10 protein-coding genes are annotated in these 17,691 nt (G+C 54.5%); 3 read left to right on the top strand and 7 right to left on the bottom strand.

The features are described from left to right. Nucleotides 1-24: 24 nt before the first annotated feature. Together ABLO27_RS01720 and ABLO27_RS01715 are read left to right on the top strand one after the other, a co-directional pair. Nucleotides 25-1,188 (top strand): iron-containing alcohol dehydrogenase, encoded by a 1,164-nt coding sequence (locus tag ABLO27_RS01720; RefSeq protein WP_353030057.1) that lies wholly within the window; start codon nucleotides 25-27, stop codon nucleotides 1,186-1,188. Continuing rightward, complete coding sequence (locus tag ABLO27_RS01715) at nucleotides 1,185-1,643, top strand: acyl-CoA thioesterase (protein WP_353030056.1); 459 nt, start codon at nucleotides 1,185-1,187, stop codon at nucleotides 1,641-1,643. Before ABLO27_RS01720 ends, ABLO27_RS01715 begins: the two co-directional genes overlap by 4 nt. 170 nt (nucleotides 1,644-1,813) lie before the next feature. Here the strand turns inward: ABLO27_RS01715 and smpB are convergent, their stop codons facing one another. Both smpB and dapA read right to left on the bottom strand, forming a co-directional pair. Then, a complete protein-coding gene (smpB, locus tag ABLO27_RS01710; protein WP_353030055.1) occupies nucleotides 1,814-2,293 on the bottom strand; it encodes an SsrA-binding protein SmpB in 480 nt (159 codons plus the stop codon). Between the two features lie 14 nt (nucleotides 2,294-2,307). Then, nucleotides 2,308-3,186, bottom strand: a complete 879-nt coding sequence (gene dapA, locus ABLO27_RS01705) for a 4-hydroxy-tetrahydrodipicolinate synthase (RefSeq protein WP_353030054.1) — start codon at nucleotides 3,184-3,186, stop codon at nucleotides 2,308-2,310. Nucleotides 3,187-3,461: 275 nt separating this feature from the next. On the opposite strand from dapA, the gene ABLO27_RS01700 reads away from it, so the two are divergent. Beyond that, nucleotides 3,462-4,391: an alpha/beta fold hydrolase gene (locus tag ABLO27_RS01700; RefSeq protein WP_353030053.1), complete on the top strand. Its 930-nt coding sequence runs from the start codon at nucleotides 3,462-3,464 to the stop codon at nucleotides 4,389-4,391. A gap of 153 nt (nucleotides 4,392-4,544) precedes the next feature. Here ABLO27_RS01700 and ABLO27_RS01695 read toward each other — a convergent pair whose 3' ends face one another. The 5 genes from ABLO27_RS01695 to ABLO27_RS01675 form a co-directional block, all read right to left on the bottom strand. After that, nucleotides 4,545-5,702: a porin gene (locus ABLO27_RS01695; RefSeq protein WP_353030052.1), complete on the bottom strand. Its 1,158-nt coding sequence runs from the start codon at nucleotides 5,700-5,702 to the stop codon at nucleotides 4,545-4,547. A 448-nt stretch (nucleotides 5,703-6,150) separates the two neighbouring features. Continuing rightward, nucleotides 6,151-7,308: a porin gene (locus tag ABLO27_RS01690; RefSeq protein WP_353030051.1), complete on the bottom strand. Its 1,158-nt coding sequence runs from the start codon at nucleotides 7,306-7,308 to the stop codon at nucleotides 6,151-6,153. Between the two features lie 872 nt (nucleotides 7,309-8,180). Beyond that, nucleotides 8,181-9,368 carry a porin gene (locus ABLO27_RS01685; protein ID WP_353030050.1) on the bottom strand — a complete coding sequence of 396 codons (1,188 nt, stop codon included), beginning with the start codon at nucleotides 9,366-9,368 and terminating at the stop codon, nucleotides 8,181-8,183. Nucleotides 9,369-10,022: 654 nt separating this feature from the next. Beyond that, the gene (pbpC, locus tag ABLO27_RS01680) at nucleotides 10,023-12,077 is read right to left on the bottom strand and encodes a penicillin-binding protein 1C (protein ID WP_353030049.1); all 2,055 of its coding nucleotides are present in this window, start codon (nucleotides 12,075-12,077) and stop codon (nucleotides 10,023-10,025) included. A gap of 87 nt (nucleotides 12,078-12,164) precedes the next feature. Beyond that, entirely contained in the window at nucleotides 12,165-17,657 is a 5,493-nt protein-coding gene (locus ABLO27_RS01675; protein WP_353030048.1) for an alpha-2-macroglobulin family protein, read from the bottom strand. Nucleotides 17,658-17,691: the final 34 nt, after the last annotated feature.

Below are 17,691 nucleotides of genomic sequence, written 5' to 3'. Positions count from 1 at the left end.
CCTTGATACAGAATGGGGAGATACATGGTCGGGGCATTTTCTTTCAATACAAGCCAACGCATTGTTTTTGAGGCAGGTTCTGCGTCAAAGATAGATCACCATGCTGCATTCTGCCTTGGTCCCCGCCCGTTCCTTGTAACTGATCCCGGTATTGTTTCCCTCGGACTTCAACAATCGTGTGAGACGGCACTCAGTGATGCGGGACATTCGGTCGGCCGTTTCTCCGAGGTTGTCGCAGATCCACCACGGGAACTGGTGGATCGCGCCATCGGACAGGCTGTCGCCCACAAGGCTTCTTCAATCATTGGAATTGGCGGCGGATCATCGCTGGATGTCGCCAAGTTGGTGGCACTCGTCGCACGAAGTGGTGAAAACCTGGACGACGCCTGGGGGATCAACAATGCCCTAGGCCCAAGGCTTCCTCTCGTTCTCATCCCGACAACAGCAGGAACCGGCTCGGAAGTCACTCCGATTTCCATCATCACGGTCGATGAGGAAGAAAAACGAGGCGTTGTTTCGCCTCTCCTTTTGCCGGATCTTGCCATTCTCGACCCGCTGCTGACGCTTGGCCTTCCAGCTCATGTCACCGCGGCCACAGGCATTGACGCGATGGTCCACGCTATCGAGGCGTATGCATCAAAATCAGCCAACAACAATCCGGTCTCAAGAACGCTCGCAGTTGAAGCACTTCGTCTGCTTGGAGCAAACATCGAAACAGCCGTCTTTTCACCGCAAGACGAAGATGCCAGAGGGGCAATGCTGCTCGGTTCCATGCTGGCCGGAATGGCATTCGCGAACTCACCTGTGGCAGCTGTTCACGCGCTTGCCTATCCCATCGGCGGTACGTTTCATGTCCCGCACGGACTGTCCAACGCGCTGGTCCTGCCTCACGTCCTCAGGTTCAATAATGCTTTTGCAGCAGATACTTACGCTGAAATTGCCCCGGCTGCATTCCCGGATCTGGCCAATATTTCCAACCTACAGCTTCGAGCCGAAACGTTCACCCAACGGTTGGCAGAATTGTCTGAAAAGCTCGGTCTACAAACGCGTCTCAGAGATGTAGGAATAGCGGAAGCAGACATATCCAAAATGGCAAGTGACTCCATGAAGCAAACGCGACTTCTTGTGAACAATCCTCGAGAGATGAGCGAAGAAGACGCCTACGAAATCTATAGAGCTGCTTTATGAGTTCACCTGATTTTCCACAAACTGTACGGCCTGCCCCGCTACAGCGAACCGATTTCAGAGCATTTCAGGAAATCCCCACCCGGTGGATGGATGTGGATATCTACGGACATGTGAATAACGTTCAATACCTGAGTTTCTTCGATACAGCTGTGAACGGTTGGTATGTAGCTCAAGGAATTCTTGATCCGGTGAAGAGTTCTGAAGTCTTTCTTGTTGTAGAGACCGGGTGCCATTACTTCGCCGAGCTGAAGTTTCCCTCCATCATTTCCGCAGGTCTCAGAATAGATAAACTTGGCACAAGCTCTGTTGTTTTCCGTGTCGGTTTGTTTGCCGACGAAAGCAATGAAACTGCTGCGCATGGCCGCTTCGCACACGTTTACGTTGATCGCACAACCCGCCGTCCGGCCCCAATTCCGGATGCCAAACGGCGCGTCCTGAACAGTTTGACGGCTTAGGAAGATTTCTTTACCCGGCCAACTGTTTTCGGCAGCAAACCACAAGCGGTCCACCGGTTTCCCTGTTGATTTTCTGAACCGTTGCGCACAGGAAGTGCACAGTTTGTGCGCAACCTTTCAACAGGCAACGCACAAACTGCTGCCTGTGCCGGCAAGAAGGAAAATTGGAATTAGCTGAAATTCTTCATGAGGCGTGACTTTTCACGTTGCCAGTCACGCTTTTTCTCGGTTTCGCGCTTGTCGTGCAACTTCTTGCCGCGCGCCAACGCAATCTCGAGCTTTGCCCTTCCCTGCTCGTTGAAATAGAGCTTGAGAGGGACAATCGTCTTACCCTCTTTCTGAACAGCACCGGCCAGTTTGCCGATTTCCCGCTTGTGCAGAAGAAGCTTTCGTGGGCGCCGGGGCTCATGATTGAAACGGTTGGCCTGAAGATATTCCGGGATATATACGTTGTAGATCCAGATCTCGCCGCCATACTCAGCAGCATAGGATTCGCCAATGTTCGCCTTGCCGTTGCGCAGGGATTTTACTTCCGTGCCCTTCAGCTCGATCCCCGCCTCCAGGGTATCTTCAATCTCAAAGTTGAAGCGGGCTTTCCGGTTGTCGGAAATGATCGTCCGTCCCGGAACGCCCCCTTTTTTCGGTGCCATATTCTTCTCTCAGATTAGTTGAGCAACCCGGCATGGGTCATGGCATCTCGGATCTCCACCTTTGTGTCCTCTGAAATCGGGACGAGCGGCAATCGGAGTTCTTCCTCGATTTTACCAAGCAGGGAAAGTGCATATTTGGCACCGGTCGGGCTTGGCTCCAGGAACAAAGCCCGATGGAGCGGTGCAAGACGATCCTGATACTCGAGTGCTTTGGTAAAATCTCCGGCAAGCGTTGCGGCCTGGAATTCCGCACACAGGCGCGGCGCAACGTTTGCGGTTACAGAAATGCAGCCAACACCGCCATGCGCGTTGAATGCCAGGGCGGAAATGTCTTCACCAGACAGCTGGATGAAATCCGGGCCGCACAGATGACGTTGGCGGCTAGCCTTTGCCATATCGGCCGTTGCATCCTTCACTCCCTTGATGTTGTCGCAGGATTGGAACAGATCTGCCATGGTTTCCGGCGTCATGTCGATAATTGACCGGCCAGGAATGTTGTAGATGAAGATCGGTAGTCCGACGGCGTCGTTGACCGCCTTGAAGTGAGCCTTCAGTCCAGGCTGGTTCGGCTTGTTGTAATAAGGAGTTACAACAAGCAGCGCATCAGCGCCTGCCTTTTCCGCATGCTGGGCAAAGTCAATTGCTTCTACCGTATTGTTCGAGCCGGCTCCGGCAATGACCGGGACACGACCGGCGGCAGCTTCCACGCACAGCTCAATAACGCGCTTGTGCTCATCATGGCTCAGCGTCGGGCTTTCACCTGTCGTACCAACCGGCACCAACCCGCTTGAACCTTCAGCAATTTGCCATTCCACGAAGTCCTGAAACCGTTTCTCATCGAGCGCCCCGTCCTTAAACGGTGTAATCAGCGCTGGAATGGAGCCTCTAAACATCTCGGTTTCCTCTTGGATCAATCTTGTGGGTTTGAGTGTTGGAACGTTAGTGGTTTTGCTGGTGGCGCAACATACTCATCTGCCGGAAAAGGAGCAATGGTTCCAACATCATTCAGCCCGTTCTTTGTTACTTTTCTTGTACCGATTGCGCTCTTTTGGCGACACTCGCCCAAACGAGCCTCGTAGATTGACCTCTCAAATGACTGGCAGAGATCAAACGGCGTTACTATTCTCAGGTAAGACGCCATTTGGATTGAAACACTTAGGAGGTAGCGATGCCACCTGCGCCGCAAGAAGCGCTGACCGGTTCTGACACCATAGATCTGCCGAAGGCTTTCGTATTCAATTGGAAGAGTCCTGACGGACTTACACTCGCAGGCAAAATGTGGCCCGCGAAGGCTGAAGTTTCGAAAATGCGCTCCATGCCCATCTCGGTACTTTGCCTTCCTGGCCTTTCCAGAAATATCCGTGATTTCAATGATATAGCCAGATTTCTTCAAACCCGTGGGCATAAAGTCATCGCCCTGGATTATCGCGGACGAGGGGAAAGTGCATGGGATTCGGACTGGCGAAACTACGCCCTTCCGATAGAAGAAAAAGACATAGATGCGGCCATTGAGTTTCTCGATCTAGAGCGTTTCGCCCTCCTCGGCACATCGCGAGGAGGTCTTCATGCGTTGATCATGGCAGGCAAATACCCGCCAGAACGAATGGCAGCAGTTATTCTAAATGACGTCGGACCGCACATAGAGATGCGGGCAATTCATCGAATTGCCGCGACTCTCGGGCGATCCATGTCAAGTGGATCCCTGGAGGAAGTCTCGGCAAATCTTGAACGAACCCTCGGCCATCAGTTTCCCGCTTTCGAGCAACATCACTGGATGAAACTAGCCGGCCAACTCGCGTCGGAACACGACGGAAAGTTTGTCATGGACTATGACCCTGCCCTGGCACACCAGTTGGCAAGTCTTGATGATGCAGCCCCGATACCGGACCTTTGGCATTTATATGAAAACCTGGAAAATCGGCCAGTTTTCGTTCTTCACGGTGAACATTCAGACCTGTTAAGCTTGGAAACATGCCAACGCATGGTGACTGACCACCCGAATGCGAGCCTGAAAACCATTGCAGGACAAGGTCACGCCCCTGTCCTTTGGGAACCGGAAACTCACGAAGCCATTGCGAAATTCCTGGAACGAGTTTGAACCCGCATACCGTCAAAGAAGTCTGCGATTTGAGACTGTGAGCTGACAAGAAATCGCGTCCGGATGCATTCTTTCCCGGCCCAGCACTCTTCATACAAAAAGAAAACCCGGCGTTTCCGCCGGGTTTTCCATCATACCTCTGTTGAGGAATGATTAGAAAGTGCGCTGCAGACGAACACCGAAGAGGAGCTCATCAACATCGGAGCCGCTGTCCGGGGAAACGTTTGCGTAACCCATGTCAGCACCCATGACGAAACCGGAGACCGGCTCCCACTGTACGGAACCGTCGATTGCCCAACGGTTGAAGTCTACGTTGGTGCCCTTCTGATCGACGTCCATGTAGGAACCGTCGAGTGCGAGACCAATCGTGGAAGTTGCCTGGATGTAAGCACCAGCAGACAGGGAGTAACCGGAAGAAGTATCGTCGGTACCCGGGCCGTAATCGGAAACAGCGATGCCACCTTCGGTGCTGCCTGCACCGATGTAGGACAGTGCGCCGTCAGCGTAGAAGCCCTGGAAGAAGATGTTGGAACCGGAGTTAGCCAGCGGCAGGTTGAATACGACGCCACCGCCGATTGCCCAACCGAGGTTGTCTTCGCCAGAAGTCGCGTTGTTGTTAGCAACATCCGGGTAAACCTGATGCAGAGCACCGGACAGCTGTGCGGAACCCCAACCCTGGGAGATGCCGAGAGCTGCAACGAGATCCGGAGCACGGGTGCCGCCGTATGCACCAACTTCACGGGAAGAACGATCTTCCAGAGCGATGGTTGCGGACAGGCCGTTGCCGAAAGCTGCGGTGTAAGCAATCTGGTTCAGAGTGGTATCGGACCAGTCACGGGAAACAACACCCATGAAAGTCTGACCGGTGAAGATGTCGAAGTTCGAACCAAGACGACCAGCGGTCAAACCGCCCCACTGGATGTAGGCGTTGTCGAGGTTGAAGGAAGAGTTGTCGCCATTCGTGGAAGAACCATACATGGCAACGTAAGCGCGCAGAGTACCGAATTCGGTTGCGGTGCGAGCGTCGAGGTACAGGTAACCACGAGCAAGCCAGTCGTAACCGTCGCTGTCGCGATTGCGCCAAGGGCTGGTGCTGTTGTCCAGAACGTTGTTGACAACAACCTGGGTACGAACACGGCCACCTACGCGCAGGCAGGTTTCGGTGCCCGGGATGTAGTAGAAGCGTGCGCCGTATGCGTCACATACACGAACGTAGTCGACCGGCTCCGGAGCAACCGGAAGATCGGCTGCCTGGGCGGTGGTGGCTGTAGCAACTGCTGCAGCGCCGAGCATCAAGCTCTTGAGTTTCATATCTGACCTCCAATCAGTCATATCAATTGGTACTAAAACAGAAGCACCATTGTCCCCGCGAAGTATTTCTGTGTTTGCTTCCGATCGAAGGTTGGACGTCCGAGGCATGCAAACCAGTGCGGCTCGAAGCCGCTCGCAAGATGACCATACGCATCCGATTTCTCGGTTCAACACAGAATGCACCCATCCACTGCCGTAAGGGCTGTTTTCAAAATCCGGTGTTGCGCGAATGTCACAAAATCAGTGCTGAAATTTAGATTTCGTTAGGATTTTCAAGCCGAATTCGACTGATTGGGTGCGTTTTTCACAGTTGGGAATGAGCACCCCTCCCGCATTTCGAAGTCAATTTTCAGAATCAGAAATGGGGACGGCCCGGCAGATTGGAGCCTGCCGGGCCGTTAAGACTGACTGAAGTTCAGATTTTGACAGTCAGGTTCTAATCAGATGATTAGAAAGTGCGCTGCAGACGAACACCGAAGAGGAGTTCATCAACATCGGAACCGCTGTCCGGGGAAACGTTTGCGTAACCCATGTCAGCACCGATGGCGAAACCGGAGACCGGCTCCCACTGTACGGAACCGTCGATTGCCCAACGGTTGAAGTCTACGTTGGTGCCAGCCTGGTCGACGTCCATGTAGGAACCGTCGAGTGCGAGACCAATCGTGGAAGTTGCCTGGATGTAAGCACCAGCAGACAGGGAGTAACCGGATGCGGTGTCGTCGGTACCCGGGCCGTAATCGGAAACAGCGATGCCACCTTCGGTGCTGCCTGCACCGATGTAGGACAGTGCGCCGTCAGCGTAGAAGCCCTGGAAGAAGATGTTGGAACCGGAGTTAGCCAGCGGCAGGTTGAATACGACGCCACCGCCGATTGCCCAACCGAGGTTGTCTTCGCCAGAAGTCGCGTTGTTGTTAGCAACATCCGGGTAAACCTGGTGCAGAGCACCGGACAGCTGTGCGGAACCCCAACCCTGGGAGATGCCGAGAGCTGCAACGAGATCCGGAGCACGGGTGCCGCCGTATGCACCAACTTCACGGGAAGAACGATCTTCCAGAGCGATGGTTGCGGACAGGCCGTTGCCGAATGCAGCGGTGTAAGCAATCTGGTTCAGAGTGCTATCGGACCAGTCACGGGAGACAACACCCATGAAGGTCTGACCGGTGAAGATGTCGAAGTTCGAACCAAGACGACCAGCGGTCAAACCGCCCCACTGAATGTAGGCGTTGTCGAGGTTGAAGGAAGAGTTGTCGCCGTTCGTGGAAGAACCGTACATGGAGACGTAAGCGCGCAGAGTACCGAATTCGGTTGCGGTGCGAGCGTCGAGGTACAGGTAACCACGAGCAAGCCAGGAGTAACCGTCAGCGTCGCGGTCGCGCCATGCGCTGGTGTCATTGTCCAGAACGTTGTTGATGACGACCTGGGTACGAACACGGCCACCTACGCGCAGGCAAGTTTCGGTGCCCGGGATGTAGTAGAAGCGTGCGCCGTATGCGTCACATACACGAACGTAGTCGACCGGCTCCGGAGCAACCGGAAGATCGGCTGCCTGGGCGGTGGTGGCTGTAGCAACTGCTGCAGCGCCGAGCATCAAGCTCTTGAGTTTCATATCTGACCTCCAAAAGTCAATTTCTGTTGGAACCTGAAACACGTGCCAAATGCCCGTGCGGCTCCGTCCCCGCGATTGTAAAGAAAAACGATTCAGAAGTTGCACTGCCGATATCTTTTCTACTGGCGATTACTCGCCGTCGCGCCACTTAAAAACCAAACGCCTGAGCAAGCAGCAAGCATAATTCATTCAAAACGATCACCACTGAAGTCTTGTGTGTTTTTTCTACAACACACTGCACTGCAGGGATTTTATTTTACCTTAGGTAATCTCATAAGAACTTAGTCAAAATGAGATTAGCATCTATCAAAATATATATAGTCGCTCGTAAGCATTGAAAATACATGATGCAGACAAGAACAAGTCAGTGCACCGCAATAAAATTAATCAGTAGCCAGAGTATAACTTATCAAGGTGCATTCAGAACTAAGTTATGCTCGTAAAAAATACATATTTTTGCAGATTATCCTCTCAGTAAAATGAATAATATCGAGTCTTACAACGCAAGCGATTAACTTCCGCTAGCGTACAATTGAGAAATCATGGAATGTGTAAAATTAGGGAGAAATGCACGTTACAGCTTCTTTATTTCTGCTCACAACTCATCTCAGCTCGAGATTTTTCTCACTGAGATTCGGCCGAAGCACCTGTCGAACAAGACATCCAGGGTCTATTCCACTGAGCAGAACAACGTTTTCATGCCAAAACGCGTTAATCAAAAGAAGCTTCCAATGTTCAGCAGACAGAATGGATCCGCCGAAACTCGATAGCCTTGCCCCTCTTCTGAAAGGGGCGACCCGGCAGATTGGAGCCCGCCGGGTCGTATGACTGACTGGATTTCAGAGTTTCACAGTCAGGTTCTAATCAGATGATTAGAAAGTACGCTGCAGACGTACACCGAACTTGAGTTCGTCCTGATCATCAATGCCGCTTACATCAATGTCAGAGTTGGAGTAACCCATGTCAGCACCGATGGCGAAGCCAGAGACCGGCTCCCACTGTACGGAACCGTCGATCGCGTAGCGCGTGATGGTAGCATCGGTGGTTGTGCCATAAGCATTGTTCTGCTCAACCTGAGCGTAGGAACCGTCGAGTGCAAGCCCAACTGTGGAGGTTGCCTGAATGTACACACCAGCAGACAGGGAGTAACCGGAGTTGGTGTCGTCGCCGCTGTAGTCGGAAACGCTGTACTCGGTTCCGCCAATAGTTGTGGTCAGACCGTTGATGCCAGTGCCCATATAGGACAGTGCGCCGTCAGCGTAGAAGCCCTGGAAGAAGATGTTGGAACCGGAGTTAGCCATCGGCAGGTTGAATACGACGCCACCGCCGATTGCCCAACCGAGGTTGTCTTCGCCGGAAGTCGGGTTGTTGTTAGCAACATCCGGGTAAACCTGGTGCAAAGCACCGGAGATCTGTGCGGAACCCCAACCCTGGGAGATGCCGAGAGCTGCAACGAGATCCGGAGCACGGGTGCCGCCATAGTCACCAACTTCACGGGAAGAACGATCTTCCAGAGCGATGGTTGCGGACAGGCCGTTACCGAAAGCAGCAGTGTAAGCAATCTGGTTCAGAGTTTTATCGGACCAATCACGATCAACAACACCCATGAAGGTCTGACCGGTGAAGATGTCGAAGTTCGAACCAAGACGACCAGCGGTCAAACCGCCCCACTGAATGTAGGCGTTGTCGAGGTTGAAGGAATCGTTAGATCCGTTTGAAGAAGATCCGTACATGGCAACATATGCACGCAGAGTACCGAATTCGGTTGCTGTGCGAGCGTCGAGGTACAGGTAACCACGAGCAAGCCAGTCGTAACCGTCGGAATCACGGCTACCCCAAGCACCGTCATCCAGAACGTTGTTCACAACGAACTGGGTACGAACACGGCCACCTACGCGCAGGCAAGTTTCGGTGCCCGGGATGTAGTAGAAGCGTGCGCCGTATGCGTCACATACACGAACGTAGTCGACCGGCTCCGGAGCAACCGGAAGATCGGCTGCCTGGGCGGTGGTGGCTGTAGCAACTGCTGCAGCGCCGAGCATCAAGCTCTTGAGTTTCATATCTGACCTCCAAAAGTCAATTTCTGTTGGAACCTGAAACACGCGCCAAATGCCCGTGTGGCTCCGTCCCCGCGATTGTTAATGAGATGTTCCAAGAGCCCTCTCGAAGAACATTTCGTCAGCGATCACTCGCTAGTCGCAGGTTGTAAAAATCAGACTCGCTTCGTCGTCACAACCCCGCATCACCACCCAAAAGTGCAGAACATCGGCAGTGTGATTTTCTTGCAACATATTGATTTTACACATTTTTACGTATTACGCAGAGTGAGGTTCATGTTGAATTTCAACTAAACGCTACGTCAGATCACAACCAGAGATGAATAAATTTCACGCACTCTTAGGTTGATTTCACAAGTTACTAAATTGATGGAGTCTTCGTGAAATTTCACTTTTGACCAAAGGGTTAAATTTCAATACTTACGCAACTTAAAATGCAACTTCCCCGAATATTATTGACGTACTCGCCATTAATATTGCGACGCAACAAAATATTGTCTTGAGCAGGCTAATCTAGTGCCAGAGAGCAGACCGACCTCCAATAGTGATCTCGGTGCGCAGATCTGCTTTTGGAGGTCGATGATTCACGAATCAGGAACCATCAGACCGATTGCCCAATGCGACTCGTACCTATTCCCGCTCGTGCTCATCAAAAGCTCAATGAAGTTGAACTGTCAGACGTACAGCCTGTCCCCGTGCGTCCAATACGGTGATGTTCGCAAATCCGACACTTTCCGGCTTCCAGGAAAATTGTGCTTCAAAACCGGATGTATCTAACGGAACCCCGTTTACGAGGAAGGAATAAGGGCGCTTGCCACCACTAACTTTCACAATCAATGGCAATTCGGAGACTTCCGATCCCAGATCCTTGCTCAGGCCAAGATCCAGTTCGGCACCATCTGGCGGAAAAGTTACGCGGAGTTTGTTACCCACAACCTGTCTGGCCGGTCTGCCTTGGACCCGTGCGAACCGCAAAGCTGCAGGCACTGTCGTAATCACTTGACCGGCTACGCTATCTGGAGCCTTGGGAAGGGGAACTCGTGCCGGTCCGAGTTTCTGGAAAACATCAAGCAGCACAGGAACTGCCGCACTGGAACCGGTTTCTCCGGGAACAGGCGAACCATCGGGTCTGCCCAACCAGACAGCAGCAACGTATCGACCATCATAGCCAACTGCCCAGGCATCCCGATAGCCATAGGCTGTACCGGTTTTATAGGCGAGTTTCGATACCATCTCAGCCTGGTTTTGTGGCAGTTCCGACAAGATGTCGCCCACGAGCCAGGCAGCCTTTTCAGATAGGACGGGACGAGACATGGGCGATGAAGCCAATGCCTCGCAGGAATTTCGACACACACTGAGGAAGACAGGTTTTCCCTCTCGGGCCAAGGCGGCATAGGCTTGTGTCAGATCCCTGAGTGACAGGCCGAGCCCTCCAAGACCGATGGCCAGGCCCGGAGCTGTTCCCCGCTCCATCTTGGGTCGAACCCCCGCCCTCTTGAGCCGGGCGATTAGCCTTGCAGGACCTATTGCCTCAAGCAACTGAACAGCAGGCGTATTCAAGGACAGTTTCAATGCCTCACGCAAGGTCACTGTGCCCTGGTATGCCTGATCAAAGTTTGTCGGTTGGTACCCGCCGATGTTTGTCGGGCTGTCGACGATCAGGCTCTCAGGAACTCCAACCCCTTCTTCAAACGCAAGCCCATAGATAAAGGGCTTCAACGTCGACCCTGGAGAACGAATCGCTCGGGTCATGTCGACATGCCCGATCCTGGAAGTATCCAGAAGGTCTGGCGCGCCGATACTAACCAGGACCTTTCCGTTCCGATGATCGGCAACGATGATCGCCATGGAAACCGGCGCAGGGTATTTCCCTATCTTTTGTCGAGCCATCTTCTCAAGCGCTATCTGGAGGTCCCGGTCAAGCGTCAGGCGATGCACGTTGCTGTCTGGAGATGCGAAACGGGCGTGCCGACTCTCATGCGCTGCGTGAAGCGGCATTGCATGGCGTCTTGACCGTATTGGTTCCGCAGCCGCAGAATCCGCCTCTTCTCTTGAGATCACGCCGACTGCAACGGCACGGTCAAGAACCCTGTTGCGTGCACGTGTGGCATTGTCGGTATGTCTGTCGGGACGACGTGTTTCGGGACTTTGAGGCAGAGCGACCAGCAAGGCAGCTTCGGCCGGCGTCAATCTGGTCGGCTCCTTACCGAACCAAGTCAGGCTCGCAGCACGAACCCCTTCGATATTGCCACCGAACGGTGCCCTCAAGGTATAGAATTGAAGAATTTCCTGCTTTGAGTAAGCTTTCTCCAACTGAACGGCTTTCAGGAATTGCCCGTATTTCCGTTTAAAGGTCTTGGTCGGTGCTTCATCAAGCAACCTGGCAACTTGCATGGTCAAGGTTGAACCGCCAGAGACAAGCCGGCCATGCCTGATACTTTGCACAACAGACCGGGCAAGTGCACGGAAGTCGATTCCTCCGTGCTCATAAAAACGCTTATCCTCGAAGGCGAGCAGCATTTCCAGATAGAGCGGATCAATTGAACCCGGCGTGACCGGGAGACGCCATTTGTCGTCTTCACTTGCAAAGGCACGCAGCAACCTGTCATCCCGATCCAGCACAACAGCGGACAAAGACAGATCCGCAAGTCCAGGAAGAGGCGGCAAGGCTTTGAAGTCGCTATGAACTTTGGCGACTACCGAGAGAGACATGACCACGAGTACGCCAGCGACGGCTGAGACACGCCATCGCAAGCTACGCCAACCTTTCTTCGGTCTCTCCTTCATGCCCGTTGAGCCTTATCGAGCCGGGCCCAGCACAACAAACCGGCTCGTGTCGGTAATTGCCCGTCTGTCTGGTCGATACATGTCTTCGACCGATGCCGGAGGATGGGCGAATTCACCCGGAGTTGCTGCTCTCGCCAGATAGGCAAAAACCAACGACTGACCACTTTGACGTGTCTGGTCGACCGCAACCTCAAACCTGTCCGAATAAAACGCGGAATGCTCAGGCTGATCGATCATCGACAGGAACGAAAGCCCGCCGAGATCTCCGGACCGCACGAGACGCGGATTGTCGATCACAAGCCCCGCCGGTAATCGATCGACAACCATCAGACGGCCGGGCTGGTCTGTCAGTGGCCGAACGGTCACAACCACTGCGAGGCGGGTGTTTACGGGAACAGCCGTCGGATCGACTGGATTTCCATTCAGATCATAAACCGTGCGTTCGATGGAATAGTCCTTGCCGCCGGCAGGTTCGGGCCGGATTGGCTGGCCGGTGACAGACACAAGCAGATCAGTTGCCTTGGAACCATTGTTTTTAACCGTGGTGGCAGTACTCGCTATTTCATGCCCTTTCAATGACCAAGCCAGTCTGCCAGGTGTCTCAACGCCTTGGACGGAAATCTGTGCGTCTTCAGCTGAGGTATTCAATGCCTGCGCCGCCAGCAACAGCCAGGCCATATCCTGGGTTGACCGATTGGGGGTTCCACTTTGAGCTGATTTCAGCTGACCAATTGCCTCATTCTTCAGGTTATCGCCCATAGATGTGGAAACGACGTAGTCGGTTACCCCGGCGCTGTCACGCAACGCCGAGCCGAAGTCTTGGCGATAAGGAATGTTTTTTTCTCCAGGAAGCGCCGACAGCGCTGCCTCAAACCCTTTTGCCGCGCGCTCCTGCTCTCCGTAGAGGGCCAACCCGGCAGCGATCTGAGCCTTTGCCAATGGCGTTGCAAAACTCTGAAGCTTGGCGTCGAAGTAATAACGCAGGTCTCCCATCGACGCCCGACCATTGCGCGCGAGCACATAGAGTGCGTAGGCCACCCCTTCTCCACCGTCCTGGAAGTCCGAAACATAGGCAAGCCGGTTTTCCAGATTGTCCAGCGCGGTGGTGAAGGCCACGTCGGGTACTCTGTATCCTTTCTCGCGGGCACGGGTCAGGAAGTCCGTCACATAGGCGTCCAACCAGGTATCGCCGTCTCCGTAGCTGTTCCAGAGGCCGAAGTCGCCGGATGAAGACTGATTGGCAAGAACACCACCGATTGCCTTGACAACCCTGTCGCGTATGGCGTCATCGGTTCCCAATCCCGCGGCTTCAGCAACTTCACTCAGGTAAAGAAGCGGCAAGGCCCGGCTCGTGGTCTGCTCCGTGCAGCCATAAGGGTACCGGTCCAGCGCGTACAACAGCCCGGCAACGTCAATATTCGCCGCTCCACCCGCTGCAAGTGTTACATCCACCGTGTCTGCGCGCAGTCCGTCGAACGCGTCGGCCGAAAGGGTGAGACTGTCTCCGGAGGCCAACTGAAAAGCAGACCGGCGAACCACTTCTGGCTGCGTGTCTTTGATATCCAGGCCAAACCGCTTCACATAAACTTTGCCCTCCGGGCCAGTGAGGGAAGCAATAACTTCACCTGAGACCGGACTGCTTCCTGCTTTCACCGGGATCAAAGAGAGAGCCTTGCCGCCCGATTCAATGTCCAACTCCCGGGTCTGACGGGCATTTCCCTCACCTAGAGAAAGGCCCTCAGACACGGAAACATCGAGTTCGTAACGACCGGAAGCGCCATCGACATTGTCTATTTCAATGGCAACACGTGAGCTGTCCCCTGGAGCGAGGAACGCCGGTGCACTGGACGTCATCACCACGGGTGACCGAACCTCGACCTCCCGATCCGCGTGGCCGACACCTTCGCTTGTCCAGGCCACTGCCATGAGTTTGAGCGCTCCGTTAAACGCTGGGACATCAAAGGAAACAGTCGTTTCTCCATTCGCGCCAACTTCCACAATTCCGGAAAACAGCGCGACAGGTTCTTCGTCAGGCGGAGGAGCATTCAGGCGCATTCCCATGGCATCACCACCAGAACGTACCCGGCCCAACGTGCCCGCCATCCGGTCAATCAATTGACCGTAAAGATCCCGGACATCCGTCCCGAGCCGGCGCTGGCCAAAATACCATTTGTCCGGGTTCGGGGTTTCAAATCCGGTTAGGTTGAGAATCCCGACATCAACCGCGGCCAGCGTGAAGTAAGCCTTTGCACCTTCATCAAGATTTCCAATCCGAACCGGAACATCCAGTGTGGTTTCCGGCAAGATGCGGTCCGGTGCGTCCATTTCGACATCGAGCACCCGATCTCCTGGCTCAACCTGCAGCCAGGACAACCCGATCGAGCGGGAAGGCATGCGCTTCTGGTTAAGGTCCATCGGGCGGTACAGACTTGCCGTGATGTAGGCACCTGCTCCCCAATCATCGCTGACAGGGATGTCCACTTCCGTCTCCTTGCCTGAAACCTCCACGGTTCGGGTTGCCAGAAGACCGCCGGAAATCACATTAACAACCGCAATTCCCGACATCTGCGGCTTCAAGCGCAACTTGGCGATCTCGCCCGCCCGATAGCTCGCCTTATCCAGTCCGACGTCAAGATAATCAGGAGTTTCCGATGTCGCATCGGCTGTGTACCAACCGGCGTTGAAGGTTAGGTTCGTGGCTGTCTGCAGGTTTCCACTGCCCTGAACCTCCAGACGATATTCGCCCCACTCGACCGGAAGGGACAATCGGGCGGGCTCAGCCGACTTGACGTCGATTTCTCCGCTGGCAATTCTCCGTGACGAGGTAATGGGTTCAAACGACCAGCGCCCATCGAGCCGATACCACTGATACCGGCGATCGATTTTGGAGAGCGTCCAGGTCAAGCCGGCGGCATTTTGCGGGTTTCCGTCCGCCCCAACCACGATTACGGAAAATCCCGCGGGACCGCCCTCATCCACTCCACCGTCAAATTCCGGTTTGATCCCTATGCGAGGACCGTCCAGCGCAACAGGCAGATCCAGGTCGCGCTCAACATACCGGCCACCTGCTTCAACAAGACGCGCGATCAGCTCCCCGTCATATAATCCGGTTGTTTCCGGAAGTTCAGGCAGAGAGGCCTGGAATGAAAGCCTGCCTTCGCTATCGGTTTTCAGGCCGGATGGAAGAGCCTCCCGTTGCGCATAGGCCTGCTGATCATCGAGACCGAACTGGTAGCCCGGATAGGTCGCAAGCGTGCGAACCGGCCGCACGATGAGGTCCCCCTCCAATGTCTGTCCGCTGGCCGGCGATCCATAAAGAAATTTAGCGTCCAGGGAGACCGGTGTTGGCGCGGACTTGCTGAAAGCAGTCGCATTGGTCTGGAGTTCAAAATCGACCCGTTCCGGCTGATAGTCTTCAACCAGGAAGGTGTTTTGCGCCAAGGCACGGCCTTTCGGGTCCGCATACACGCTCCATGACCAGATACCCTGTTGGGCCGAACCGCTGAGCGTCATGTCGCGCAAATGGCCACCAAGCCCGGCATCATCCACTGTGTACCGGGCATGTTCGACCCCATCGGGGCGAACGAACACGAAGGTCAACGGAAGCCCTTCTTGCGCATTTGCCTTTGAATTTCGAAGGAGAGCCTGCGCATGTACGGTTTCACCGGCCTTGTAGATGCCCCGATCTGTCCAGGCAAAAACATCAAGTGGCCCGGGAGACGGTCTGCCCTCCACGCCCCGATCGGAGAGATCGAACGCGGGCTTGCGCAAGTCCAGGAACGAATAGTCCCCTTCTTCGGTTTCGGCGACCAACACCCCGGGAGCCAAACCACCGCGGCCTCGCGTCAGGCCCACCGGAAATTCGGCAAAACCTTCCGCGTTGCTGATTGCTTCCCCAAGGATCTCGTTGTTGACCGCCAGCAAACGCACGGAAACGCCTTCAAGCGCCTGAGCCGTTGAAAGCGAACGAATATTGGCGGCAATGCCGTTATCCCCGCTCAACGCGGTCAGGCCAAGGTCCGAAACCAGAAACCACTGCGTTGCCAGGCTGCCACCCCATCTGGTGTCGCTGTCGAGCTTCGACCGTGCCGTCATGGAATAGATGCCCGGCTGCAGATCGATGCCAATGTCGGAGAGCGGAATTGCGGTCGTAATGTCCAGGTTCAGCCGGTTTTCAGTCTCGACAATTCCGGTCCAGACCTTCTCGCCGAGTTCATCTTCGATCTGATCGGCGTTATAGGTATCGAGCTGACGCAAAAACCTGTTGTCCCTCAGAACATCCGCGACCGACCGTTTGCCGACGCGATAGATTGAGGCTTCGACTTCCGAGGTGTTGACCGAAACAATCGGAATTGTCGGATTTCCACCAGAGGGCAGAACATACGATCTGCTCAGGAAGTGAACGGACGGAGACCGGTCTTTGACGTAGATTGAAAGGTCGGCTGACTTCTCAAGTTTTTCACCGTCCGCGGCAGGCAGTCCGCTTCTAGCGGTTACGTCGTATCGCGCGCCATGCTCAAGACCGTCTGCACAAATCTGATTGCCTTCGGTCTCGATGGCGACCTTGCCTGCTCCCTTCACGGACACATAAGGGCTCAGGTCTTCGCCAAGTGGCAGTTTCTGGGAAAAGACAAGACAAATTCTCGGTGACAAACTGTCGGAGTCGACTTGATGATCGATAATCCGGAACCCGTGTTGCGCCACCAGCTCTTCATACCGGCGCTGCACATTTGCATCGCTTTCCAGCACCAATGACGCCCGCAACGCCTTGATCGCCGTCTTGTATTCGCTGCGCCGCTCCAACGCTCGCCCCAGAAGATCCAGGGAGAATGCCTGCTCCTGCGGACTGACGGCACGCAAATAGGCGTTGATCGCAGCAGACAAAGCACTCTTCTGCTTGTTGATCTTTTCCTGCCAATCATCCGGGTTTTGCAGAAGCAAGGCTGTGGTCAGCTGGATCCAGGCTTCGAAATCCCCCGGTTCCAGTGCGACCAACTGAAGAAAATCGGCTTCCGCCAGAGCACCGTTCCTGCCGTTAAGCGCGGACAAACCGTTGCGCCGCAACTGTTCGGTAGTCTGGCCGTTTGTGCGAACGGAATTGGCAATGCCCTGGGAGTAGGTCTCGGCACTTTCCAGAAGCGGCTTCGACAGGAAGATCAGTTCAGCTCGTCGATCAGTGCTGAGGTCTGCTCGCGGTTGCTTCACTTCGACAACGCGGCCCGCAATCGCTCCGGCAAAACTCTGGAGTTCGCCGAAGTCCGTTTTCAGGAAGCACCATCCCGCCGATGTATTGAATGTGAAGGCCCGGCACTGGTTGTCCTGCAAGCAGGCCCACTTGCAGCCTTCCAGGTCAACGTCCTTGACGGTCCTGTAGTCGCTGCCGAAGAAATCGGCGTCATCAATCGTGACGATACGCTTTTCCTGGGCATGTCCGTCAGTGGCCTGGGTGGCCACACCACCTGCGATCACAAAGCCCAGCAGAACGGATTTGAAGATGGTGCCCACCTTCTGATTTGTCTTATTGTCAACTCGATTAAAA

Origin of the sequence: Roseibium sp. SCP15 (assembly GCF_040329435.1) — a bacterium.
Classification (GTDB): domain Bacteria; phylum Pseudomonadota; class Alphaproteobacteria; order Rhizobiales; family Stappiaceae; genus Roseibium.
Note: the sequence above shows the minus strand (reverse complement) of the source record. Positions and strands in the feature narration are given on the sequence as shown.